This window comes from Stenotrophomonas africana (genome assembly GCF_013004645.1).
GTDB lineage: Bacteria > Pseudomonadota > Gammaproteobacteria > Xanthomonadales > Xanthomonadaceae > Stenotrophomonas > Stenotrophomonas africana.
Window position 1 is genome coordinate 122,920 of the sequence record NZ_JABEME010000009.1, and the last position, 22,817, is coordinate 145,736.

Sequence of the window (22,817 nt, forward strand, 5' to 3'; positions counted from 1 at the left end):
AAGAAATCGCTGTGCGAACTCAATTGGCAAGTTCGCTATGCAAGTACGGGCGACGGACGATGAGCTCCCGTGCCATTTTTATGTGCCGATCAATTGCTATTTTCAAAGTGGTGAATAAGGTGTGGAACCAAGAAAATCACGAAATGTCGGATAGAAAATCACCCAGTGCAGGATGGAGAAATTGACGAGACCGTGAATCACCGATCGTTGTGTTGAGTTGAAATTGAATAGTTGCGTGCCAATGCAGAGGAATGCAGAGAGGAGAAAGGCCGACACTACCGCGTCGACGTGAACTACAGCAAATAGCGCACTTACCCCAATGGTGGCAGCCAGCTTCCCAAAGTAGTGGGACGCTCCATCGAGAAGGAGGTGTCTTACAACTTTTTCCTCAAATAGTGGAGCTACGATACAGCTTGTCACCAGGCCCAGTGCGTAGAATTTTATGGGTATTTCCGTTAAGGTTGGGAAGTTCGTTTCGTGTCTTCCGGGGAAGCCAATGAAAATCACCCAGATTGCTCCAAGTGATAATCCAGTAGCTATCAGGCCGGTCGCCAGGCCGAGTGACCATTTTCTACGCGGTTCATTGGGAAATAACCAAGCGCAAGCAAGAAATGCGAGAATCTCGGTCACCGCTTTTGATCCGAAGACGTCGAATGAGTTCAGAATTCCTTGCGCTGCACCAGTGCCTACTATTGCGATTGCCGCTACCAATATTTTGTTCTCTGCGATGGCGCGAGGCTTCCTGAGCGCAATCTTGTTGATCACCAATGTTGCTCCCATGGTCCAGGCCCCGACTCAGGTCGGGGCTTGGGTTGCTGCATCACTCCATCATGATGTGCTTCCAGATCAGGCCTGCAGCGCCGATTCCACTGAATGGTGCGATTCGGCCATAGCGGTACGCCATTTCTCCGACTTGCGCGAAGTTTCCACGCACGTGAGTGCCGTCGCTCTGGCCAATCTGGAATTGGATGCTACCCGAACCACCCGAAATCTCTGCAATTTCAAGTTCATTTAGATCACGCATATCGAATCCTTGTGTCTCCGTTGTTGGGGAGGCCATCCTTGCGAGCCACCTCTGGACCTGTCAACCGTGTTGTGAGATTTCGCTTCTCGCAGCACCTCCGGAGAGATGTGCAGTTAGCCGAAAATGATATGAAATCTCCGCAGCGATGGCTTCAGATCATGGGGCGAGCTCCAATTCTGCGATGCTCGGTCGATTTCGAGATGCAGCGACTTTAGTGCTGAATCCTCGTTTGGGCGGCAGGGTGAACGTGGTCGAAGGCGACACCTAATTATTCTGCAACCTAATCAGTAGGAGCGGCTTGGGTCAGAATTGATGTCGGAGATCATGAGTTTCAGCGACATGGTTCGGCCGGTCTGGGCCAAAGACGTCACTTTCGAGCTGAGCTATGCCATGGGGTACAACGGCGTGTTCGGGTACTGTGCCTACCCAGCTAGCGAGTGCAGACGTCCCGCCGGGCATGAAGGTGGGGGGGGGCGTGAGAGCGGCCGAAGCTGGTGCAATGGTCGTAGGGATTGACCAGCTGGAGGCGGGCAACCGATTGAGAAGTTGGACCGGCTACAGGCCAATCGACAGCAGCTTCTTCTTGCCGGCGATGCGGTACTTCCAGCGCCAGTTGCGTGCGCCGATCGGGGTGAGGTGCAGGTACAGGCCGCCACCGTCGGTGATCTTCTGCGGCTTGTCGCTGGGCTTGGCGCGCCTGATTACTGCGTCGGTCAGATGCATTGGGGGTATCGCTTCATTGGGTGCGGTCGGATACCTCTTGATGTCCCCTGCCGTCTCACGGATTGAAACGGATCGCCCCGGTCTGACGCGGACAATAAAAAAGCCCGGAAACCCTTTGTGATGCGGGGGTTTCCGGGCTTCTCCGGTCCTTGACGAACCGTTCGTTGGTGGAGGTGGGCGGAATTGAACCGCCGTCCGAAGGCACTCCATCCCCAGCACTACATGCTTAGCTCACCGTTGAATCTCATCCCCGAGCAGCACGGTGTGCAAAGCGCACCCGGGAACCAGCCTGTTGTGTTCTAGTGCCGGACTGACAGGCAGCCGCCCAGCGCGATTCCATGATAATGACTCTACGCTGCGAGCATGGACACAAGCAGTTTCGAGGCTCCGCCTAAGTCGGCAGAAGGTCACGCACCGCAGTTTTTAGGCTGCGAGAGCGACCGGAGCGTAGTTGTCGTCGTTGGCAACTAGAGTTTTGCAGCTGGATTTACGAGGAAAGCTACCCCCTCGGCATGCGCCAGGCGACTTCACAACCCCCGTCGAAACCAATGCACCCCCGGTTTCTTCAAGTTCTGCAAGGTACAAGGCCTGTTTCGTGTCGCCACGGCCAGTGCCTGCCCAACGCTGGCAATGCTACGCCAAATCAGCTGAACAGTCACCTTGGCAATCCACAACATGTTGTAGAGCCAGTGTCATAGCGGATTGCTAACGTCATTGGCACGGATTTGCGACACACTGGCGACGACCATCCGGGCCAGGACAGACACGGAGACTGTGGGTGACCGATGCAAGCCAACAACGCAGCCTGCGGCAACTGATCGGGCCGGTCGGTGCCGATTACCAGCGGCGCGCGTTGCCGCCGGGCTGGGTCTGGGCGGTGCTGGCGGTTTTGCTCGCGGCCACTTGGCTGACCGAACTGCCGGCAACGGCGGCCGCGGCATTGGTCGCCAGTGCGGTGGTGGTGCATTGGTCACAGCGCGGTCGCATCCATTGGCTGGGGTGGCGCCTGCCGGGCCTGGCGGTGCTCGCGGCCCTGCTGTGGGGGCCGGAAGTGCTGTCGCAGTGGTTCGAGCACGGGCTGGCCGTGGTGCTGATGTCGCTGGCCAGTCTCAGTATTGGCGTGCACGTGTGGCAGTCGCGGCAGATGGCCCGCCAGCTGCAGGGCGCGGCTGATGCGCTGGACGATGCCCAGCTGCTGGCACTGTTGCCAGCGGATGCTGCCGAACTGGCCCGGAAATGGCGGGCAGGTGATGACCGTTGTGCATCGGAACTGGCCGTGGTGATGCACCTGGCGGTGATGCACGCAGCCCTGGCACCGCGCATGCGCGGGCAGGGCGTGCTGGCGGGTTGACCCGCCTTTTGTAGAGTCGAGCCATGCTCGACTGCTTTTCTTACCGAAGCCGAGCATGGCTCGGCTCTACAGAAGACCAAGGCAGCCGAGCATGGCTCGACTCGACAGGGTGATGCGCAGCCGCCTTACGCGTCGCGGTTGCCGCGACGCATGACACGCTGCTTTTCGATCGCCCAGTCGCGGTCCTTGGCGGCATCGCGCTTGTCGTGGGTCTGCTTGCCCTTGGCCAGAGCGACTTCGAGCTTGATCTTGTTCTTGCTCCAGTACATCGCGGTGGGCACGATCGTGTAGCCATCGCGCTCGACCTTGCCAACCAGCTTGTCGATCTCGCTCCGGTGCAGCAGCAGCTTGCGATCGCGCCGGTCGTTGGCTACGACATGGGTCGAGGCCTGGATCAACGGCGTGATCTGCGCGCCGATCAGGAAGATCTCACCATCCTTCACGTAGGCGTAGGCGTCGACGATGTTGCCGCGGCCCGCACGGATCGACTTCACCTCCCAGCCCTGCAGGGCCAGGCCGGCTTCGAAGCGGTCTTCGATGTGGTACTCGTGGCGGGCACGCTTGTTCAACGCGATGGTCTTGGTGGCCGTCGCGCTCTTTGCTTTATCCTTGCCGCTGTTCTTGCTCATTTCCGTATTGTCTCCGATTCGGGCCTGCCCGGTCGATTGCCGAAACGTCCTGTATTCATGCCTACTATCCGCCGCAGCGCCCTGGTCGAACATTCGGCCGCGCGCATGTTCGACCTGGTCAATGACGTCCAGGCCTATCCGCGCCGCTTCCGCTGGTGCTCGGCCGCCCAGATCCTGGAGCAGGGCGAGGACCGCCTGGTGGCGCGTCTGGACCTGGGCCTGGGCTCGTTCAGTACCTGGTTCCAGACTGAAAACACCCTGCAGCGCCCGCACAGCATCGACATGCAGCTGCGCGATGGCCCGTTCAAGCAGCTGCACGGCCGCTGGGAGTTCCATGCGCTGGCCGAAGATGCCTGCAAGGTCACCCTGACCCTGGATTTCGAGCCCAGTTCGCGCCTGCTCGGTCCGGCCCTGGCGTTGGGCTTCCAGAGCCTGGCCGACCGCATGGTCAACGACTTCATCCGCGTTGCCGACGAGGCCTGAGCGATGATCGAGGTCGAGGTGGTGCTGGTCTGGCCGCAGCGGGTGCTTTCGCGCCGGTTGCAGCTGGACGAGGGCGCGACCGTGGCCGAGGCGATTGCCGCTGCCGCGCTGGAAGGCAGTGCCAACTGCCCGGCGGTGGCCGTGCATGGGGTACTGGCGCGCCCGCAGCAGGCACTGCTGGATGGCGACCGCATCGAGCTGCTACGCCCGTTGCAGGCCGACCCCAAGGACAACCGCCGGCGACGCGCGCTCGGCGGTTAGTTCCCACGACCCGTCCCGGAGGACGGGCAGGGGGCCTCAGCGGCCCTTCTTCTTCTTGTCCTTCGGCAGGTTGCGGCCGAACTGGCGCACGGTCTGCTGGGCCAGGGCCTTGTCGTTGCCCGGGAAGTAGTCGCCTTCCCAGCGCGTCACGGTGTCGTTCTCGAAGAACACCACGAAGTTCTTCACCTCGGTACGGCCCAGGCGGTTCACGCGCTGGCTGGAGGTGTAGTCCCAGCGCTGGGCGTGGAACGGGTCGGGAATGGACGGGGTGCCCAGCAGCGCGGTGACCTGCTGCTTGCTCTGCCCGACCTGCAGCTTGGCCACGGCATCTTCCCGGATCAGGTTGCCCTGATAGATGGGTTGCTTGTAGATGATGCCGCACCCGGTGGTGGACAGGGCGACGGCGGCGACCAACAGGAGATTGCGCATCGGGACTGGCGGTTGGGGAAATCAAACCGATGATACACTCCCGGCGTGCCACCGCGACCCAATCCGAGGCAGCTGGCGCTAAATCGCCAATGAACGGAGACCTATGGAAACCCACGACCTGCGTAAAGTCGGCCTGAAGGTGACCCATCCGCGGATGCGGATCCTGGCGCTGCTCGAGCAGCGCAATGCCCAGCACCACATGACCGCCGAAGACATCTACCGCCAGCTGCTCGAGCATGGCGACGAGATCGGTCTGGCGACGGTCTACCGGGTGCTGACCCAGTTCGAGGCCGCCGGCCTCGTGCTCAAGCACAATTTCGAAGGCGGCCAGGCCGTCTACGAGCTGGACCGCGGCGGCCACCACGACCACATGGTCGACGTGGACAGCGGCAAGATCATCGAGTTCGAAAGCCACGAGATCGAGGAGCTGCAGCGCAAGATCGCAGCCGACCACGGCTACGAACTGGAAGAGCACTCGCTGGTGCTGTACGTGCGCAAGAAGCGCAAGTAAGCCGTTCCGGCCAGCCAGATGCGACGAAACCCCGGGCCTGCCCGGGGTTTTTCGTTGCTTACGGTAGATCCACGCCACGCGTGGATGGACCCATCAGCACCTCCAGATCCACCGCCTCGGCCATCGCCCGGTTCCCCGCATCACCCGGATGCAGGTGATCGCCGGAGTCGTAGGCGGCGGCCATCCGTGAGGGGGCGACCGGGTCGCGCAGCGCCGCGTCCAGGTCGATCACCGCGTCAAACGGGCTGTCCGTGCGCAGCCAGGCATTGAGCTGCTGGCGCAGGACCTCCTTGTCCGGGTGGTAGTAGTCGTCCAGCGGCGTGCCGGGCAGGGCGCCGGCAAACGGTGTCAGGGTGGCGCCTACGATCCGAACACCTCGGCCTCGGGCCTGCTCGGCCAGGACGCGATACCCCGCCTGAAGTTCGGCCAGCGTGGGCCGGGCCTGGCTCCGGGCGAACGCGGTGCCGGGCCAGCTGATGTCGTTGATACCGATCAGCACGACCACACTGGCCACGCCGGGCTGATCCAGCACGTCACGCTGGAAGCGGGCCAGGGCGGATTCGCCCATGCCATTGCGCAGCAGCCGCCCCCCGGAAATACCGGCGTTGATCACGGCAACGCCCCGCCGTGCCAGACGCGCGGCCAGGTGGTCGGTCCAGCGCTGGTCCTGGTCCAGGCTGGCGGTGGCGCCGTCGGTGATCGAGTCCCCGAGCACCACCACGCTGCGTGTGTTGGCGGCGGCCTCGACCTCGATGCCGGCCAGGAACAGCCGGGCAGTGGTGCTGCTGGCCCCGCTCAGAGCCTGGGCCAGGCTCTGGTCGCCGGGCGCAATCCAACTGGTCTGCCGACCCTCCCAATGAAACGTCTGCACTGGCGTCGGCCCCGGTACGAAGACATTGACCTGCAACGCCTGGCGATCTTCGGTGGCCACCGCCAGCGGATCGCTCAGCCGTTCCTGCCCTGGGCCGATCAGCACCCCGGGCTGGCCGTCGAAACTGAGCGGCTGCGGGATGTCCCCCGTCCGGGCGGCCACGCTCGCCGCTCCGATCCGCAGCGGCTGCGTGCCGTAGGCATTGCTCAGTCGCACCCGCAGCCGAGGCCCGCCCAGGCTGATGCGCGCCGTCTGGCGGAAGGTCTGGTCCTGCAGTGCGGCCGGGACCAGGGTCGGGAACAGGAACGCCCCACCCCAGACCGGTTGCGGGCTGGCCTGCCAGCTGGCGACCCAGTGCGGGACAGTTGAGGCGCCGGCGGCCCCGGACAAGGTGAGCAGGGCGGTGGCGGTGAGCAGGCGCAAGCGGTTCATCGGGCGGTCCTGAGTGAAGGGAGCGCCATGGTGATTCCGCACGTATCTGTGAACTAGACTGCGCATGGACAATCATCTGTGAACTGGATTCATCGCCATGGCGCGACCCGACATCAACCGATCCGGCGAACTGGAAGTGTTCGTGCGGGTGATCGAGACCGGCGGCTTCTCCGCCGCCGCCCGCACGCTGGACATGACGCCGTCGGCGGTGAGCAAACTTGTGGCCCGCCTGGAGCAGCGGCTGGGTACGCGCCTGCTGCAGCGCTCCACCCGCCAGCTGCAGCTGACCCCGGAGGGCTGTGCCTTCTACGAGCGCGGCCTGCGCGTACTGGCCGATCTGGAGGAGGCCGAGCGCTGCGCCAGCGCTCATGCCGAGCCGCGCGGACGCCTGCGGGTCAATTCCAATGTCCCATTCGGCCAGCACTTTCTGTTGCCGCTGCTGCCGGCGTTCCTCGAGCGCAATCCCCAGGTTGGGGTCGACCTGACTCTCAACGACGAGGTGATCGACCTGCTTGAGCAGCGCACCGACGTGGCGGTGCGCGCCGGTCCGCTGAAGAGCTCCAGCCTGGTGGCACGGCGGCTGGGCGCGACGCGGATGATGATCGTGGCCGCGCCGGCCTACGCGCAGCGGCACGGACTGCCGCGCAACGTTGAGGAGCTGCTGTCGCACAACCGTCTGGACATCGGCCATGCGCGTGCGATGCAGGGCTGGCCCTTGCTGCAGGACGGACGCGAGCGGATGGTGCTGCCCAGTGGCAATGCCCGCGCCAGCAATGGCGATGCGTTGCGGCAGCTGGTGTTGGGAGGGCTGGGCATGGCACGCCTGGCAGCGTTCCAGGTGCAGCAGGACATCGCCGCCGGGCGCTTGCTGCCGGTGCTGGAAGAGGCCAACCCAGGTGACCTGGAAGAGGTGCACGCGGTGTTCCTGGGGCAGGGCGGTTACCTGCCGCTGCGGGTGCGCGCGTTTCTTGATTTCCTGGTGGAGAACGTCGACCTGACGCAGCCACGGGGGTAGTGCCGGCCGCTGGCCGGCAACCTCACGGTCTTCGGCCCCCCGATCACGGGTGCCGGCATTACACCTGCAGCAGCTTCCGTGCGGCGGCGCGCGCTTCCTTGCTCACCTCCACGCCGCCCAGCATGCGCGCCAGCTCTTCCTCGCGCGCCTTGCTGTCCAGCTTTTCCACCGCGCTCTGGGTCATGCCTTCCACCGGGGCCTTGCTGACCCGGTAGTGGGCATGGCCCTTGGAAGCGACCTGCGGCAGGTGGGTCACGCACAGCACCTGGCGCTTCTCGCCGAGCGCGCGCAGCTTCTGGCCAACGATGTCGGCTACTGCACCACCGATGCCGGAGTCGACTTCGTCGAACACCATGGTCGGCACCGCATCCAGATCCAGTGCGGCCACTTCAATGGCCAGCGAAATACGTGACAGTTCACCGCCCGAGGCCACCTTGCGCAGGGCGCGCGGCGGCTGGCCGGCGTTGGCCGCCACCAGGAACTCCACCCGTTCGGCACCTTGCGGGTCGGGCTTGCCGGAATCCTGGGGCTCCAGCTCGATCAGGAACTTGCCGCCACCCATGCCCAGCTCGGCGATGATGCCGGTGGTGGTGGCCGACAGTTCGGCCGCAGCGCTGCGACGGCTGGCGGTCAGCACGTCGGCCTGTGCGCGCCAGGCGGCGGCGGCCTTGTCGATCTCGCCGGCCAGGCGCTGCAGGCGTTCGTCGGCGCCGCGCAGCTGCTCCACTTCGGCGTGCATGCGCTCGCGCTGCGCGCCCAGTTCGTCCATCGGCACGCGGTGCTTGCGGGCCAGGTCGTGCAGGCGGCCCAGGCGGCGCTCGTTTTCCTCGAACTGTTCCGGGTCGGCGTCGAGGTCGTCATGCACCCGGTCCAGCAGCGACAGGGCTTCGTGAAGCTGGATCGAGGCGTTCTCGATCAGGCCGTCCACCTCGCCCAGGCGCGGGTCGTGCTCGATCAGGCGCGACAGCTCGTGGCGCACCTGCTGCAGCAGGTCCAGCGCAGAGCTGCCGTCGTCTCCGTTGAGCTGGTTGCTGGCGGCCTGGCAGGCGCTCAGCAGGGCGCTGGCATGGGCCTGGCGACGGTGGCTGGCGCCGAGTGCGGCAATCGATTCGGGCTCCAGATCCTCGCGGTCCAGCTCGCGCAGCTGGTGCTCCAGGAAGCCGATCCGGTCACTGACGTCGCCCTGTTGCGACAGGGCCAGCGATTCATCGACCAGCGCCTGCCATGCGCCAGCGGCGCGGCGGACCTGGCGGCGCTCGTTCTCGTTGCCGGCATAGGCATCCAGCAGGGCCAGCTGCGACGGGCGCGTCAGCAGGGCCTGCTGTTCGTGCTGGCCATGGATCTCCACCAGCAGCGAGGCCAGGTCGCCCAGCTGCGCCAGGGTCACCGGTCGGCCATTGATCCAGGCCCGCGAACCGCCATCGGCGCGGATCACCCGGCGCAGCTGGCACTGCTCCTCATCGTCCAGCTCGTTGTCGGCCAGCCACTGGCGTGCGGCCTGCAGCTGGTCCAGCGCGAACTCGGCCGAAAGCTCGGCGCGGGCGGCGCCGTGGCGGACCACGCCGCTGTCGGCGCGCAGGCCGGACAGGAAGCCCAGCGCGTCGACCATCAGCGACTTGCCGGCGCCGGTCTCGCCTGAAACCACGGTCATGCCTGGCCCGAACTCCAGTTCGGTGGCGCGGACGACGGCGAAATCCTTGATCGAAAGATGTCTGAGCATGGGTAAGGGGGTATCAGCAGCCGCGCAACGCTAGCACGCGCGCGAGGGAGGTCCAATGACTTGCCAAGGTGATGCGTCGCCATTATCTAGTGTCCGTGTCTCACAGGTTGATTCCATGCACGGTTCTCCCGACCAGCTTGCCCCACGTGCGCGCCATCTGCTGCGCACGCTGATCGCGCGGTACATCCAGGACGGCGAGCCGGTCGGCTCGCAGACACTGGCGCGCGTGGCCGGCCTGGAGGTCAGCCCGGCCACCATCCGCAACATCCTCGGCGACCTGGAGGACCTGGGGCTGCTGGCGTCGCCGCACACCTCGGCCGGCCGCATCCCGACCGCGCACGGTTACCGGGTGTTCGTCGACAGCCTGCTGCAGATGCAGCCGCCGGGCGAGGGCGAACTGGCCCGGCTGCGCCAGGAACTGGCCGGCGGTGGCAGCACCCAGGCCCTGCTTGGCAGCGCCTCGGAGCTGCTGTCGGCGATGAGCCACTTCGTCGGCGTGGTCAGCGCGCCGCGGCGCGAGCAGTTCGCCTTCCGCCAGATCGATTTCGTGGCGCTGGACGGGCGCCGGGTGCTGGCGATCCTGGTGTTTGCCGACAACGAGGTGCAGAACCGGGTCATCGAGACCCGCCAGGAGTTCGCGCCGGGCCAGCTGGAGCAGGTGGCCAACTACCTCAATGCCCATTTCGCTGGCCTGCCGATGGCCGAGATCCGCACCCGCCTGCTGCTGGAGCTGCGCGACGCCCGTTCCGAGCTGGAGCAGCTGCTGGCGCACAGCATCGAGCTGGCCGAGCAGGCCCTGCAGCCGGCTGCCGACGACATGCTGGTGGCCGGCCAGACCCGTCTGATGGGGGTGCAGGACCTGTCAGACCTGGAGCGCCTGCGCGAGCTGTTCGAGCTGTTCTCCAGCAAGCGCGAGATCCTGCAGCTGCTGGAGCGGACCATCCAGGCGCCGGGCGTGCGCATCTTCATCGGCGAGGAGACCGGGATGATGCCGCTGCAGGGCGTCTCGCTGGTCACCGCCCCGTACACCGCCAATGGCCAGGTGCTGGGCGTGCTGGGCGTGATCGGTCCCAAGCGGATGGCCTACGACCGCATGATCCCGCTGGTCCAGGCCACCGCCGATGTACTCGGGGCAGCCTTTTCACCGGCCGGGCGCACTCCCGGAACATCCGACGCTTGAAACGCAGCATCCCGCCCACACTAGGGTGGGTGGAGGCGGAGATTGACCGCCAGGGACCCAGACATGAACCACGAACATCCAGATATCGAATCCCAGCAGAGTGCCGCCGATGCGGCCGCCACCGCCGGCGTCAACGACGAAGTTGAGCGCCTGCGCGCCGAAGTTGAGCAGGTCAGGGCCGATGCGCTGCGTGAGCGCGCCGACCTGGAGAACCAGCGCAAGCGCGTTGCCCGTGACATCGATCAGGCTCGTAAGTTCGCCAACGAGAAGCTGCTGGGCGAGCTGCTGCCGGTATTCGACAGCCTGGATGCAGGCCTGAAGGCGGCTGGCGACGACCCGCATCCGCTGCGCGAAGGCCTGGAGCTGACCTACAAGCAGCTGCTGAAGGTCGCCGCCGACAACGGTCTGGTCCTGCTGGATCCGACCGGCCAGCCGTTCAATCCGGAACACCACCAGGCCATCAGCCAGGTGCCGGCGCCGGGCGCCGCCCCGGGCAGCGTGGTGACCGTGTTCCAGAAGGGCTACCTGCTCAACGAGCGCCTGCTGCGGCCGGCGCTGGTGGTGGTGGCCGCCGACTGATCGGCCGTGCCGGGTGATGCCCGGCCCCGGTCGCGCCAGGCAACGCCTGGCAAGCTTTTCCAAGCGCTGAACACAGCGTTCGGGAGGTGGCTTGAATGTTCCACGAGCCTCCCCCACATCGTATTCATCCACCGGCCGAACGGCCGGACTGACACCAACAAGCATCCTCAGGAGTCTCCCCCATGGGCAAGATCATTGGTATCGACCTCGGCACCACCAACTCGTGCGTGGCGATCATGGACGGCGGCAAGGCCCGCGTCATCGAGAATTCGGAAGGCGATCGCACCACCCCGTCGATCGTCGCCTACACCAAGGACGGCGAAGTCCTGGTCGGCGCCTCGGCCAAGCGCCAGGCTGTCACCAACCCGAAGAACACCTTCTACGCGGTGAAGCGCCTGATCGGCCGCAAGTTCACCGATGCCGAAGTGCAGAAGGACATCGCCCACGTCCCGTACGGCATCCTGGCCCATGACAACGGCGATGCCTGGGTGTCGACCAGCGACGGCAAGAAGATGGCCCCGCAGGAAATCTCGGCCAAGGTGCTGGAGAAGATGAAGAAGACCGCCGAGGACTTCCTCGGTGAGAAGGTCACCGAAGCGGTCATCACCGTGCCGGCCTACTTCAACGACAGCCAGCGCCAGGCAACCAAGGACGCCGGCCGCATCGCCGGCCTGGACGTCAAGCGCATCATCAACGAGCCGACCGCGGCCGCGCTGGCCTATGGCCTGGACAAGGGCGACAACAAGGATCGCAAGATCGTGGTGTACGACCTGGGCGGCGGCACCTTCGACGTCTCGGTGATCGAGATCGCCAACGTCGACGGTGAAAAGCAGTTCGAAGTGCTGGCCACCAACGGCGACACCTTCCTGGGTGGCGAAGACTTCGACAACCGCGTCATCGAGTACCTGGTTGAAGAGTTCAACAAGGACCAGGGCATCGACCTGCGCAAGGATCCGCTGGCCCTGCAGCGCCTGAAGGATGCTGCCGAGCGCGCCAAGATCGAGCTGTCCAGCGCCCAGCAGACCGAAGTGAACCTGCCGTACGTCACTGCCGACGCCTCCGGTCCGAAGCACCTGAACATCAAGCTGACCCGCGCCAAGCTGGAAGCGCTGGTGGAAGACCTGATCAAGAAGTCGATCGAGCCGTGCCGCGTGGCCCTGAACGATGCCGGCCTGCGTTCGAGCGACATCAGCGAAGTGATCCTGGTCGGTGGCCAGACCCGCATGCCGAAGGTGCAGCAGGCGGTGACCGAGTTCTTCGGCAAGGAACCGCGCAAGGACGTCAACCCGGACGAAGCCGTGGCACTGGGTGCTGCGATCCAGGGCGGCGTGCTGGGCGGCGACGTCAAGGACGTGCTGCTGCTGGACGTGACTCCGCTGTCGCTGGGCATCGAGACCATGGGTGGCGTGTTCACCAAGATCATTGAGAAGAACACCACCATCCCGACCAAGGCCTCGCAGGTGTTCTCCACCGCCGAGGACAACCAGTCGGCGGTGACCGTGCACGTGCTGCAGGGTGAGCGCGAACAGGCCCGCTTCAACAAGTCGCTGGCGAAGTTCGACCTGTCCGGCATCGAGCCGGCCCCGCGCGGCCTGCCGCAGGTGGAAGTGTCCTTCGACATCGACGCCAACGGCATCCTGCACGTGTCGGCCAAGGACAAGAAGACCAACAAGGAACAGAAGGTCGAGATCAAGGCCGGTTCGGGCCTGTCCGAGGAAGAGATCGCGCGCATGGTCGCCGACGCGGAAGCCAACCGCGAAGAAGACAAGAAGTTCCAGGAACTGGTGCAGGCCCGTAACCAGGCCGACGCCCTGATCCACGGCACCCGCAGCGCGATCACCGAGCACGGCAGCAAGGTCGGTGGCGATGTCATCGGCAAGGTCGAGGCGGCGCTGGCCGACCTGGAAACCGCGATGAAGGGTGACGACAAGGCACAGATCGAAGCCAAGTCGAAGGCGCTGGAAGAAGCGGGCCAGTCGCTGTTCGCCGCCGCTTCGGCCGACCAGGGTGGTGCTCCGGGTGCCGACGCCGGCAATGCCGGCAAGGCGCAGGACGACGTGGTCGACGCCGAGTTCACCGAAGTCAAGGACGACAAGAAGTCCTGATCCGGACCGACACGGGACGCTGGCCATCAGCGTCCCGTTGTCGCATCAGGGTCCTGACCGCCCACCGGCGTGTCGGGGCGCCCGACGCAAGAGCGGACCTGGTTCCGCTCTTCCGCTTTGACGAATCCCGACTTTCCGGAACCCGATTCACGATATGAGCAAGCGCGATTACTACGAAGTGCTGGGCGTTGCCCGCACCGCCACCGACGAAGAGCTGAAGAAGGCCTACCGTCGCTGCGCGATGAAGTTCCACCCGGACCGCAACCCGGGCGATACGGCGGCCGAAGCCTCCTTCAAGGAGTGCAAGGAAGCCTACGAAGTGCTGTCCGACGGCAACAAGCGCCGCATGTACGACAGCCACGGCCACGCCGCGTTCGAGCACGGCATGGGCGGTGGCGGCGGTCCGGGCGGCCCGGACATGAACGATATCTTCGGCGATATCTTCGGCAACATTTTTGGCGGTGGCGGCGGTGGTCCGCGCCAGGCCCGTCGCGGTGCCGACATCGGCTACGTGATGGAACTGGACCTGGAAGAAGCCGTGCGCGGCGTCGAGCGCCGGATCGAGATCCCGACCCTGGCCGAGTGCGGCGACTGCGATGGCAGTGGCTCCGAGGACGGCAAGGTCGAGACCTGCAACGTGTGCCATGGCCGCGGCCAGGTGCGCATCCAGCGCGGCATCTTCGCCATGCAGCAGGCCTGCCACAACTGCGGCGGCCGTGGCCAGATCATCGCCAAGCCTTGCAAGACCTGCCACGGCAACGGCCGTGTCGAGGAAGACAAAGTGCTGTCGGTGAAGGTGCCGGCGGGCGTGGATACCGGTGACCGCATCCGCCTGCAGGGCGAAGGCGAGGCTGGTCCGGCCGGCACGCCGCCAGGTGACCTGTACGTGGAAGTGCGCGTGCGCGAGCATGCGATCTTCCAGCGCGATGGCGATGACCTGCACTGCGAAGTGCCGATCCGCATCTCGCAGGCGGCACTGGGCGACACCGTGCGCGTGGCCACCTTGGGCGGCGAGGCGGAGATCCGCATCCCGGCCGAGACCCAGACCGGCAAGCTGTTCCGCCTGCGTGGCAAGGGTGTGCGTTCGGTGCGCAGCCGCAGCGAGGGCGACCTGTACTGCCGCGTGGTGGTGGAGACTCCGGTCAACCTCACCAACGAACAGCGCAAGCTGCTGGAGCAGTTCGAAGCCACCTTCGTCGGCGAGGAGGCGCGCAAGCATTCGCCGAAGTCGGCCACCTTCATGGATGGCGTGAAGGGCTTCTGGGACCGGATGACGTCCTGAGTTTTTCGACGGAAGCGATGAACGATAGCGCCGGGCCATGCCCGGCGTTGTCGTTTGTGGTGCAGTAGATCCACGCCATGCGTGGATACCGTTCAAAGGATCATCGAAAAAACGCCGCCGGTGTCTGTCCCAGCTGCCGCTTGAACATGCTGGTGAACGCGCTTGGGCTGTCGTAACCCATTGCCAGCGCGACATCGATGACCTTGTCGCCGACCGCCAGCCGTTCCATCGCGGCCAGTAGCCGCGCCTGTTGTCGCCACTGTCCGAAGGTCATGCCCAGTTCGCTGGCGAAATGACGCTGGATGGTTTTCACGTCCACCTGCAGGGCCTGCGCCCAATCCTGCAGCGTGGCGTCGTCGCCGGGATGCTTCTGGATGTGCTGGCAGATCCGCTGCAGGCGCGGGTCGGTGGGTGAAGGCAGGTGCAGCGGCAGCGCGTCCATGCGGTGCAGCTCGTCCAGCAGCAGGCGCACCACGCGGCCGTCGCGGCTGTCGTCCACATGCGCGGTCTCGATCAGGCTGGCGGCCAGCAGCAGCTCGCGCAGCAGCGGCGCCACCTGTACCGCGAACGCTTCGTCCGGCAGCTGCGGCGCGAAGTCCGGCTCCACGTACAGGCTGCGCATGTGTACTTCGGCGATGCAGTCCACCGCATGGGCCGTGCCGGCCGGGACCCAGATCGCGCGGGTTGAAGGCACTACCCAGCGGCCGCCGTCTGCACGCACCACCATCAGTCCGGACATGGCGAACACCAGCTGGTGACGGCGGTGCCGGTGGGGCGCGATGTGGGTCCCGGGCTTGTAATGGCGGGCGCGGCAGGTCACTGGGCGGTGCACCGGAACCTCGTTCCACGGCGCAGTCTCGCGGACCTGGCAGGGGATGTCCTTTTTGCGATATGCCATGACCCGAACGCGGCAGAAGGGAGGGGGAGGTCACCGTAGCATGCGTGGCTCGCCCCCAACCTGACTGCGTCCATGTCGACCCTGGCTTCTCCCGCAACGACCTCACGCCCGGTGGCCCCCGGTGTGCTGGCCGCCATCTCCACCTCGCATGTCGTCAACGACATGATGCAGTCGCTGATCCTGGCCATCTATCCAGTGATCAAGGGCGGCTTCAACCTCAGCTTCACCCAGATCGGCCTGATCACGCTGACCTACCAGCTCACCGCCTCGATCTTCCAGCCGTTGATCGGCATGGCTACCGACCGCCGCCCGGCGCCGTACTCGCTGCCGATCGGCATGGCCTCGACCCTGTGCGGCATGCTGCTGCTGGGCTTCGCACCGAACTACGCGGTGGTGCTGATGGCGGCGGCGATGGTCGGCATTGGTTCGGCCATCTTCCATCCGGAAGCCTCGCGCATCGCGCGGCTGGCCTCGGGTGGTCGCCATGGCTTCGCGCAGTCGGTGTTCCAGGTGGGTGGCAATTTCGGAACAGCGCTGGGCCCGTTGATTGCCGCCGCAGTGATCGTGCCGTATGGCCAGCACGCGGCATCGTGGTTTGCCGGCGCCGCCCTGATCGGCATCGCATTGCTGACCTATGTTGGCCGCTGGTACGCGTTGCATCTGGGCGCGCCACGCCCGGCCAGCACCGCGTCGATGGCCCCGCGGCATCCGTCGCGCACCGTGGCCAAGGTGCTGGCGATCCTGCTGGTGCTGATCTTCAGCAAATACTTCTACATGGCCAGCATCGGCAGCTACTTCACCTTCTACCTGATCCACCACTTCGGCATCCCGGTGGCACAGGCGCAGCTGCATCTGTTCGCGTTCCTGGTGGCGTCGGCCGCCGGTGGTTTCCTCGGCGGTCCGCTGGGCGACCGCATCGGCCGCAAGCCGATCATCTGGACCTCGATCCTTGGCGTGGCCCCGTTCGCGCTGATGCTGCCGCATGCCGATCTGCTCTGGACCACGGTGCTGGCGGTGCTGATTGGTTTCGTGTTGTCGTCGGCGTTCTCGGCGATTGTGGTGTACGCACAGGAAATGATGCCGCATCGCATCGGCATGGTGTCCGGCCTGTTCTTCGGCTTCGCCTTCGGAATGGGTGGTCTGGGTGCTGCCGTGCTCGGCCTGCTGGCGGACAAGACCAGCATCGAGTACGTCTACCAGCTGACCGCGTTCCTGCCGCTGCTCGGTATCGTGGCGGCGTGGCTGCCGCCGTCCCGGCCTGCTGCTCACTGAGGGGTTTGGGTTTGCAGGGCTTGCAGCCCTGCACCTGCAGAGGCAACGTCAACAGCAGAAGCGGGCTATCCGTGGGTTGGCGGGGCGGGTCCGGTTGCAGGGGACGCCGTAAACCCATCCCTGGGGGCTTGGCCGCGGCATCCATGCCGCGGACACCCCTGCAACCGGACCCACCCCGCCTTCGACAGTTTTCCGTGATCAGCCGGAACGGCGTACTGCTCTGGTAGGTGTCGGCCTTGGTCGACACGGTAGATCCATGCCATGCGTGGATGAATTCATTCGATGTCTGACAGATGTGTCGACCAAGGTCGACACCTACCAACAGCCGTGCGGCACAACAGCCGCAGTTACCAACAGCCGCTTGAACCTGTCGAAGGTGGGGCGGTGTCGGATTGCGGGGTGTCAGCCGCATGGATGCGGCTGCCAAGCCTACACGGACGTACTTGCGGCGTCCCCGCAATCCGACACCGCCCCGCCAACCCACGGAATGCCGCTCTGGCTCTGGCTTTGGCTTTGGCCGTTGCCGTTGCATTGAGCAGGTGCAGGGCGCAGCCCTGCCGAAACACCCCCAACCATGACTGCAGTCACTTGCCCGGACGCGCCGCGCTGGCGAAAGTCGGGAAGTTGACGTGATCGGTCCGGCCCGTTGCCAACCGCACGCAAGCGAGAGAGAGAAACGCTGTGCAACGACGTGAGTTCCTGGCTTTTTCCGGTCTGGGCCTGGCGGGCCTGCTGCTGCCGCATTCCCGTGCCATCGCCGCCGAGCAGCTGCTCGCCCCGGTCGATACCGTCCAGCGCAGACGCCTGGCGGACGTAGCGCTCGCCGCCGCACGCACGGCCAAGGCCAGCTACTGCGATGTGCGCATTGGCCGCTACCTCAACCAGTCGGTCATCACCCGCGAACACCAGGTCGGCAATGTGACCAACCGCGAATCGTCCGGCGTGGGCGTGCGGGTGATCGTCAACGGCGCCTGGGGCTTTGCCGCCACCCATCAGCAGACCGAAGCCGCCGTGCGCGCTGCGGTCGAGCAGGCGGCGGCGATCGCCCGCGCCAACGCCGGCATCCAGACCCGGCCGGTGCAGCTGGCGCCGACACCCTCGGTGGGTGAGGCACGCTGGCAGACGCCCGTCCGCAGGAACGCGATGGCGGTGCCGATCCAGGACAAGGTCGAGCTGCTGCTGGCGCTCAATGCCGCCGCGCTGAATGCGGGTGCCGACTACATCAATTCCACCCTGTTCCTGGTCAACGAACAGAAGTACTTCGCCTCCAGCGACGGCTCGTTCATCGACCAGGACATCCATCGCATCTGGCTGCCATTCACCGCCACTGCCATCGACAAGGCCAGCGGCAAGTTCCGCACCCGCGCCGGCCTGTCCTCGCCGATGGGCATGGGCTATGAATTCCTTGATGGCGATGCGCGCGGCAAGGTGCATCTGCCCGGTGGCATCACCGCCTACCGCGACTCCTACGACCCGGTCGAGGACGCCATCGCCGCCGCCCGCCACGCGCGCGAGAAACTGAAGGCGCCGTCGGTGAAGCCCGGCAAGTACGACCTGGTGCTGGACCCATCCAACCTGTTCCTGACCATCCACGAGAACGTCGGCCACCCGCTGGAGCTGGATCGCGTGCTCGGCTACGAAGCCAACTACGCCGGCACCAGCTTCGCCACGCTGGACAAGCGCGATGCCGGCTTCCGCTGGGGCAGCGACATCGTCACCTTCTTCGCCGACAAGACCCAGCCGGGCAGCCTCGGTGCGGTCGGCTACGACGACGAAGGCGTAAAGACCCAGCGCTGGGACCTGGTGCGCGACGGCATCCTGGTCGACTACCAGGCCACCCGCGATGAAGCCCATATCCTCGGCCGCGATGCATCGCATGGCTGCAGTTACGCCGATTCCTGGTCCAGCGTGCAGTTCCAGCGCATGGCCAATGTCTCGCTGGCGCCGGGCAAGCAGCCGCTCAGCGTCGAGGACATGATCAAGGACGTGGAGAACGGCATCTACATCCACGGTCGGGGGTCGTATTCGATCGACCAGCAGCGCTACAACGCGCAGTTCGGCGGCCAGCTGTATTACCAGATCAAGGACGGAAAGATCGCCGGCATGGTCGAGGACGCGGCCTACCAGATCCGCACGCCGGAGTTCTGGAACGCGTGCACTGCCATCTGCGACGAACGTGACTTCCGCCTGGGTGGTTCTTTCTTCGACGGCAAGGGCCAGCCCGGCCAGGTCTCAGCGGTCTCGCACGGTTCGTCCACCACCCGCTTCAACGGCATCAACATCATCAACACCGCGCGCAGTCTCGGCGCTTGAGCCACCCATCCTTCGACATGGAGAGCAGCCTTGCAAAGACGTGACTTCCTGGCCCTGACCGGGCTTACCGCAGGCGGGCTGATCGTGCCCTCCTTCTTCGGCAAGGCGATCGCCGCCGAGCAGCTGCAGAGCACGCTGGACCTGGGGCTGAAGAAGCGGCTGGCCGATGCGGCGCTGGCCGCCGCCCGCCAGGCCGGCGCCACCTACTGCGACGTGCGTATCGGCCGCTACCTGCGGCAGTTCGTGATCACCCGCGAGGACAAGGTGCAGAACGTGGTGAACACCGAGTCCACCGGTGTTGGCATCCGCGTGATCGTCAACGGTGCCTGGGGCTTCGCCGCCACCAATGCGCTGGGCACCGCCGACGTAGCCATGGCCGCGCAGCAGGCTGCGGCGATTGCCAAGGCCAATGCCGGCGTGCAGACCGCACCGGTGCAGCTGGCCAAGGCGCCGGGCGTGGGCGAGGTGAGCTGGCGCACGCCGATCCGCAAGAATGCGATGGAGGTGCCGATCAAGGACAAGGTGGGCCTGCTGCTGGACGTCAACGCCGCGGCGATGGGCGCCGGCGCCAGCTTCGTCAACTCGATGCTGTTCCTGGTCAACGAGCAGAAGTACTTCGCCTCCACCGATGGCTCCTACATCGACCAGGACGTGCACCGCATCTGGGCACCGATGACGATCACCGCCATCGACAAGTCCAGCGGCAAGTTCCGTACCCGCGAAGGCCTGTCCTCGCCGATGGGCCTGGGTTACGAGTATCTGGACGGTGCGGCTGCCGGCAAGGTGGTCAGCCCGAATGGCGTGGTCAACTACAGCTCTTCCTACAACATGAAGGAAGACGCCATCGCCGCCGCCAAGCAGGCGCAGGAAAAGCTGAAGGCACCCTCGGTGAAACCGGGCAAGTACGACCTGGTGCTCGACCCGTCGCACACCTGGCTGACCATCCATGAGTCGATCGGCCACCCGCTGGAGCTGGACCGTGTGCTCGGCTACGAAGCCAACTACGCCGGCACCAGCTTCGCCACCCTGGACAAGCGCGAACAGCATTTCCAGTACGGCAGCGAGCTGGTCAACATCTTCGCCGACAAGACCCAGCCGGGCAGCCTCGGCGCGGTGGCGTACGACGATGAAGGCGTGAAGTGCAAGCGCTGGGACCTGATCAGCAACGGCAAGCTGGTGGACTACCAGACCATCCGCGACCAGGCCCACATCCTCGGCAAGACCGAATCCGACGGCTGCTGCTATGCCGACTCGTGGTCCAGCGTGCAGTTCCAGCGCATGGCCAACGTGTCGATGGCACCGGGTAAGAAGCCGCTGAGCGTGCCCGACCTGATCAAGGACGTGGAGAACGGCATCTACATCATCGGTGATGGTTCGTTCTCGATCGACCAGCAGCGCTACAACGCGCAGTTCGGCGGCCAGCTGTTCTACGAGATCAAGAACGGTCAGATCACCCGCATGCTGGAAGACGTGGCCTACCAGATCCGCACGCCGGAGTTCTGGAATGCCTGCACCGCCGTGGCCGACGAGCGTGACTACCGCCTCGGCGGTTCGTTCTTCGACGGCAAGGGCCAGCCGGGCCAGGTCTCAGCGGTCTCGCACGGTTCGTCCACCGCGCGCTTCAACGGCATCAACGTCATCAACACCGCACGCAGCCTCGGCTGATCGGTCAGGAGCCCTTACACCATGAGTATCTTCACCGAAGCCCAGGCCAAGGCCATCCTCGACAAGGTCATTGCCCTGTCCAAGGCCGACGAATGCACTGCCGTGCTGGCGGGTTCGATCAGCGGCAACATCCGTTTCGCACTGAACAATGTCTCCACCAGCGGCATCGTCGACAACACCGAGCTGGCGGTCACCGTCGCCTTCGGCAAGCGCGTCGGCACGGCCTCGATCAACGAGTTCGACGACGCCGCGCTGGAACGCGTGGTGCGCCGTGCCGAAGACCTGGCACGCCTGGCCCCGGAGAACCCGGAGTTCATGCCGGCCATCGGCAAGCAGAGCTACCGCGCCAGCCCGACCTTCAGCGAATCCACCGCTGCCATCGATCCGGCCTTCCGTGCCAAGGTCGCCGCCGATTCGATCGCCCCGTGCCGTGGCCACGGCCTGATCGCCGCCGGTTTCCTTGAAGACGGCCAGGGCTTCCAGGCCACCGCCAACAGCAACGGCAACTTCGCCTACCAGCGCACCACCAACTTCGATTACACCTGCACCGTGCGTACCGAAGATGGCCGCGGTTCGGGCTGGGTCGGCCGCAACCTGAAGGATGCGGCCGACTTCAAGGCCGACCAGGACATCCGCATCGCGATGCGCAAGGCGACCGAGTCGCAGGAAGCCAAGGCGCTGGAACCGGGCAAGTACACGGTGATCCTGGAGCCGGCCGCAGCTGCGGGCCTGATCAGCTTCATGATGAACTTCTTCAGCGCGCGCTCGGCCGATGAAGGCCGCAGCTTCCTGTCGAAGAAGGGTGGCGGCAACAAGCTGGGCGAGCAGGTCTACGACCCGCGCGTGACCATGATTGCCGACCCCTGGCATCCGGATGCACCGGTGCTGCCGTGGGACAACGAAGGCATGCCGCGCGAACGCATGGCGATCATCGAGAACGGCAGGATCGCCAACCTCGACTACTCGCGCTTCTGGGCGCAGAAGCAGGGCAAGACCGCCAAGGCCACGCCGGGCAACCTGCTGATGAGCGGTGGCGACAAGAGCACCGCCGAGCTGGTACGCGGCACCCAGAAGGGCATCCTGGTCACCCGTACCTGGTACATCCGCATGGTCGACCCGCAGACCGTGCTGCTGACCGGCCTCACCCGCGACGGCACCTTCTACATCGAGAACGGCCAGATCAAGCACCCGGTGAAGAACTTCCGCTTCAACGAGTCGCCGGTGATCATGCTCAACAACATCGAAGAGCTGGGCAAGCCGGTGCGCGTGGCCGGCGATGAATCCAGCTACGTGATGATGATCCCGCCGATGAAGCTGCGCGATTTCACCTTCACCTCGTTGTCCGACGCGGTCTGATGGATCGCCGGGCGTGCCTGCGCTGGTTGGCCGCTGCCGCTTCGGCGGCGGCGCTGCCGGCCTTCGCGCAGGCAGGCCCGCGCAGTTCGCGCTACGACTTCTGGTTCACTCGCCTGCAGTACGACTCCGGTGACTGGGACGTGGACGCGCGCATGCCGTCCAACCTGATCACCTCGCTGATCGACTACACCTCGCTGCGCGTGGACCCGCAGGAACACGTGGTGGCGCTGGCCGACCCGCGCATGCTGGAAGCGCCGTTCTGCTACCTGGCCGGGCACACGTTGGTGGAGTTCAACGCCGCCGAGCGGCAGAACTTCGTGCGTTATGTGCGCAATGGCGGCTTCGTCTTCGTCGACGACTGCAACCACGATATCGACGGCCTGTTCGCCACCTCGTTCGAGGCGCAGATGGGCCGCCTGTTCGGTCCCAGGGCGCTGCAGAAGCTGCCCAACAGCCACCCGCTGTACCGCAGCTTCTTCCGCTTCCCCGATGGCCCGCCCGCCACCAGCTTCGAACTCAACGGCTGGGGCGACGACCTGGTGCACGACTACCTGAAGGGCATCGAGGTCGATGGCCGCCTGGGGCTGCTCTACAGCAACAAGGACTACGGCTGCGAGTGGGACTACGACTGGCGCAACAAGCGCTTCCTGGCCGAAGACAACACGCGCTTCGGCGTCAACATCGTGATGTACGCGTTGAACAATTGATAGGACCTGCA

The 22,817-nt window shown here is 65.2% G+C and carries 22 protein-coding genes and 1 other RNA gene; 14 read left to right on the forward strand and 9 right to left on the reverse strand.

Features of this window, described 5'->3' with window-relative positions; all coding sequences use genetic code 11:
- Window positions 1–102 precede the first annotated feature (102 nt).
- The 4 genes from HLA98_RS16020 to ssrA form a co-directional block, all read right to left on the reverse strand.
- The gene (locus tag HLA98_RS16020; protein WP_232015544.1) at window positions 103–765 is read right to left on the reverse strand and encodes a CPBP family intramembrane glutamic endopeptidase; all 663 of its coding nucleotides are present in this window, start codon (window positions 763–765) and stop codon (window positions 103–105) included.
- Between the two features lie 55 nt (window positions 766–820).
- A complete protein-coding gene (locus HLA98_RS16025; RefSeq protein WP_057500808.1) occupies window positions 821–1,024 on the reverse strand; it encodes a hypothetical protein in 204 nt (67 codons plus the stop codon).
- A gap of 555 nt (window positions 1,025–1,579) precedes the next feature.
- The gene (locus HLA98_RS16030) at window positions 1,580–1,747 is read right to left on the reverse strand and encodes an Arm DNA-binding domain-containing protein (RefSeq protein ID WP_197718341.1); all 168 of its coding nucleotides are present in this window, start codon (window positions 1,745–1,747) and stop codon (window positions 1,580–1,582) included.
- Between the two features lie 165 nt (window positions 1,748–1,912).
- Window positions 1,913–2,305: a transfer-messenger RNA gene (gene ssrA / locus HLA98_RS16035) on the reverse strand.
- A gap of 220 nt (window positions 2,306–2,525) precedes the next feature.
- On the opposite strand from ssrA, the gene HLA98_RS16040 reads away from it, so the two are divergent.
- Complete coding sequence (locus tag HLA98_RS16040; protein WP_049446296.1) at window positions 2,526–3,098, forward strand: hypothetical protein; 573 nt, start codon at window positions 2,526–2,528, stop codon at window positions 3,096–3,098.
- A gap of 125 nt (window positions 3,099–3,223) precedes the next feature.
- Here HLA98_RS16040 and smpB read toward each other — a convergent pair whose 3' ends face one another.
- Entirely contained in the window at window positions 3,224–3,727 is a 504-nt protein-coding gene (gene smpB / locus HLA98_RS16045; RefSeq protein WP_049446298.1) for an SsrA-binding protein SmpB, read from the reverse strand.
- Window positions 3,728–3,784: 57 nt separating this feature from the next.
- Here smpB and HLA98_RS16050 point away from each other — a divergent pair, with 57 nt between their 5' ends.
- Together HLA98_RS16050 and HLA98_RS16055 are read left to right on the forward strand one after the other, a co-directional pair.
- Window positions 3,785–4,210 (forward strand): type II toxin-antitoxin system RatA family toxin, encoded by a 426-nt coding sequence (locus HLA98_RS16050; RefSeq protein WP_010484449.1) that lies wholly within the window; start codon window positions 3,785–3,787, stop codon window positions 4,208–4,210.
- Window positions 4,211–4,213: 3 nt separating this feature from the next.
- The gene (locus tag HLA98_RS16055) at window positions 4,214–4,471 is read left to right on the forward strand and encodes an RnfH family protein (RefSeq protein ID WP_057500809.1); all 258 of its coding nucleotides are present in this window, start codon (window positions 4,214–4,216) and stop codon (window positions 4,469–4,471) included.
- Between the two features lie 36 nt (window positions 4,472–4,507).
- Here the strand turns inward: HLA98_RS16055 and HLA98_RS16060 are convergent, their stop codons facing one another.
- Window positions 4,508–4,900: an outer membrane protein assembly factor BamE gene (locus HLA98_RS16060; protein ID WP_005409234.1), complete on the reverse strand. Its 393-nt coding sequence runs from the start codon at window positions 4,898–4,900 to the stop codon at window positions 4,508–4,510.
- A 103-nt stretch (window positions 4,901–5,003) separates the two neighbouring features.
- On the opposite strand from HLA98_RS16060, the gene fur reads away from it, so the two are divergent.
- Window positions 5,004–5,411 carry a ferric iron uptake transcriptional regulator gene (gene fur, locus HLA98_RS16065; RefSeq protein WP_005409235.1) on the forward strand — a complete coding sequence of 136 codons (408 nt, stop codon included), beginning with the start codon at window positions 5,004–5,006 and terminating at the stop codon, window positions 5,409–5,411.
- 58 nt (window positions 5,412–5,469) lie between these two features.
- Here fur and HLA98_RS16070 read toward each other — a convergent pair whose 3' ends face one another.
- Complete coding sequence (locus HLA98_RS16070; protein WP_057500810.1) at window positions 5,470–6,714, reverse strand: SGNH/GDSL hydrolase family protein; 1,245 nt, start codon at window positions 6,712–6,714, stop codon at window positions 5,470–5,472.
- Between the two features lie 97 nt (window positions 6,715–6,811).
- Between HLA98_RS16070 and HLA98_RS16075 the strand changes: the two genes are divergently transcribed.
- On the forward strand, window positions 6,812–7,729 hold the full coding sequence (locus tag HLA98_RS16075) for a LysR family transcriptional regulator (RefSeq protein WP_049446306.1): 918 nt from the start codon (window positions 6,812–6,814) through the stop codon (window positions 7,727–7,729).
- A gap of 58 nt (window positions 7,730–7,787) precedes the next feature.
- On the opposite strand, the gene recN is transcribed toward HLA98_RS16075, so the two are convergent.
- Window positions 7,788–9,449 carry a DNA repair protein RecN gene (recN, locus tag HLA98_RS16080; protein WP_057500811.1) on the reverse strand — a complete coding sequence of 554 codons (1,662 nt, stop codon included), beginning with the start codon at window positions 9,447–9,449 and terminating at the stop codon, window positions 7,788–7,790.
- A gap of 115 nt (window positions 9,450–9,564) precedes the next feature.
- Here recN and hrcA point away from each other — a divergent pair, with 115 nt between their 5' ends.
- The 4 genes from hrcA to dnaJ all read left to right on the forward strand — a co-directional run bounded on the left by hrcA (window position 9,565) and on the right by dnaJ (window position 14,595).
- Window positions 9,565–10,629, forward strand: coding sequence for a heat-inducible transcriptional repressor HrcA (gene hrcA / locus HLA98_RS16085; protein ID WP_008266321.1), 1,065 nt, complete (start codon window positions 9,565–9,567; stop codon window positions 10,627–10,629).
- A 63-nt stretch (window positions 10,630–10,692) separates the two neighbouring features.
- Window positions 10,693–11,208: a nucleotide exchange factor GrpE gene (gene grpE, locus HLA98_RS16090; RefSeq protein WP_049446309.1), complete on the forward strand. Its 516-nt coding sequence runs from the start codon at window positions 10,693–10,695 to the stop codon at window positions 11,206–11,208.
- Window positions 11,209–11,390: 182 nt separating this feature from the next.
- A complete protein-coding gene (gene dnaK, locus HLA98_RS16095; RefSeq protein WP_057500812.1) occupies window positions 11,391–13,313 on the forward strand; it encodes a molecular chaperone DnaK in 1,923 nt (640 codons plus the stop codon).
- 154 nt (window positions 13,314–13,467) lie between these two features.
- On the forward strand, window positions 13,468–14,595 hold the full coding sequence (gene dnaJ / locus HLA98_RS16100; RefSeq protein ID WP_049446313.1) for a molecular chaperone DnaJ: 1,128 nt from the start codon (window positions 13,468–13,470) through the stop codon (window positions 14,593–14,595).
- Between the two features lie 100 nt (window positions 14,596–14,695).
- Here the strand turns inward: dnaJ and HLA98_RS16105 are convergent, their stop codons facing one another.
- A complete protein-coding gene (locus HLA98_RS16105; protein ID WP_057500813.1) occupies window positions 14,696–15,493 on the reverse strand; it encodes an AraC family transcriptional regulator in 798 nt (265 codons plus the stop codon).
- Between the two features lie 72 nt (window positions 15,494–15,565).
- On the opposite strand from HLA98_RS16105, the gene HLA98_RS16110 reads away from it, so the two are divergent.
- The 5 genes from HLA98_RS16110 (at window position 15,566) to HLA98_RS16130 (ending at window position 22,806) form a co-directional block, all read left to right on the forward strand.
- Window positions 15,566–16,765: an MFS transporter gene (locus HLA98_RS16110; RefSeq protein WP_057500814.1), complete on the forward strand. Its 1,200-nt coding sequence runs from the start codon at window positions 15,566–15,568 to the stop codon at window positions 16,763–16,765.
- Between the two features lie 681 nt (window positions 16,766–17,446).
- Window positions 17,447–19,078 (forward strand): TldD/PmbA family protein, encoded by a 1,632-nt coding sequence (locus tag HLA98_RS16115; protein WP_057500006.1) that lies wholly within the window; start codon window positions 17,447–17,449, stop codon window positions 19,076–19,078.
- A 30-nt stretch (window positions 19,079–19,108) separates the two neighbouring features.
- The gene (locus tag HLA98_RS16120) at window positions 19,109–20,743 is read left to right on the forward strand and encodes a TldD/PmbA family protein (RefSeq protein WP_057500005.1); all 1,635 of its coding nucleotides are present in this window, start codon (window positions 19,109–19,111) and stop codon (window positions 20,741–20,743) included.
- 21 nt (window positions 20,744–20,764) lie between these two features.
- Window positions 20,765–22,099, forward strand: a complete 1,335-nt coding sequence (locus HLA98_RS16125; RefSeq protein ID WP_057500004.1) for a TldD/PmbA family protein — start codon at window positions 20,765–20,767, stop codon at window positions 22,097–22,099.
- Window positions 22,099–22,806 (forward strand): DUF4159 domain-containing protein, encoded by a 708-nt coding sequence (locus HLA98_RS16130; RefSeq protein WP_049448319.1) that lies wholly within the window; start codon window positions 22,099–22,101, stop codon window positions 22,804–22,806. Before HLA98_RS16125 ends, HLA98_RS16130 begins: the two co-directional genes overlap by 1 nt.
- Window positions 22,807–22,817 lie beyond the last annotated feature (11 nt).

Excerpts from the sequence above, each read along its gene's own strand:
- HLA98_RS16025 (WP_057500808.1), bottom strand. The coding sequence starts at position 1,024 with ATGCGTGATCTAAATGAACTTGAAATTGCAGAGATTTCGGGTGGTTCG.
- HLA98_RS16030 (WP_197718341.1), bottom strand. The coding sequence starts at position 1,747 with ATGCATCTGACCGACGCAGTAATCAGGCGCGCCAAGCCCAGCGACAAG.
- smpB (WP_049446298.1), bottom strand. The coding sequence starts at position 3,727 with ATGAGCAAGAACAGCGGCAAGGATAAAGCAAAGAGCGCGACGGCCACC.
- HLA98_RS16050 (WP_010484449.1), top strand. The coding sequence starts at position 3,785 with ATGCCTACTATCCGCCGCAGCGCCCTGGTCGAACATTCGGCCGCGCGC.
- HLA98_RS16055 (WP_057500809.1), top strand. The coding sequence starts at position 4,214 with ATGATCGAGGTCGAGGTGGTGCTGGTCTGGCCGCAGCGGGTGCTTTCG.
- HLA98_RS16060 (WP_005409234.1), bottom strand. The coding sequence starts at position 4,900 with ATGCGCAATCTCCTGTTGGTCGCCGCCGTCGCCCTGTCCACCACCGGG.
- fur (WP_005409235.1), top strand. The coding sequence starts at position 5,004 with ATGGAAACCCACGACCTGCGTAAAGTCGGCCTGAAGGTGACCCATCCG.
- HLA98_RS16070 (WP_057500810.1), bottom strand. The coding sequence starts at position 6,714 with ATGAACCGCTTGCGCCTGCTCACCGCCACCGCCCTGCTCACCTTGTCC.
- HLA98_RS16075 (WP_049446306.1), top strand. The coding sequence starts at position 6,812 with ATGGCGCGACCCGACATCAACCGATCCGGCGAACTGGAAGTGTTCGTG.
- recN (WP_057500811.1), bottom strand. The coding sequence starts at position 9,449 with ATGCTCAGACATCTTTCGATCAAGGATTTCGCCGTCGTCCGCGCCACC.
- hrcA (WP_008266321.1), top strand. The coding sequence starts at position 9,565 with ATGCACGGTTCTCCCGACCAGCTTGCCCCACGTGCGCGCCATCTGCTG.
- grpE (WP_049446309.1), top strand. The coding sequence starts at position 10,693 with ATGAACCACGAACATCCAGATATCGAATCCCAGCAGAGTGCCGCCGAT.
- dnaK (WP_057500812.1), top strand. The coding sequence starts at position 11,391 with ATGGGCAAGATCATTGGTATCGACCTCGGCACCACCAACTCGTGCGTG.
- dnaJ (WP_049446313.1), top strand. The coding sequence starts at position 13,468 with ATGAGCAAGCGCGATTACTACGAAGTGCTGGGCGTTGCCCGCACCGCC.
- HLA98_RS16105 (WP_057500813.1), bottom strand. The coding sequence starts at position 15,493 with ATGGCATATCGCAAAAAGGACATCCCCTGCCAGGTCCGCGAGACTGCG.
- HLA98_RS16110 (WP_057500814.1), top strand. The coding sequence starts at position 15,566 with ATGTCGACCCTGGCTTCTCCCGCAACGACCTCACGCCCGGTGGCCCCC.
- HLA98_RS16125 (WP_057500004.1), top strand. The coding sequence starts at position 20,765 with ATGAGTATCTTCACCGAAGCCCAGGCCAAGGCCATCCTCGACAAGGTC.
- HLA98_RS16130 (WP_049448319.1), top strand. The coding sequence starts at position 22,099 with ATGGATCGCCGGGCGTGCCTGCGCTGGTTGGCCGCTGCCGCTTCGGCG.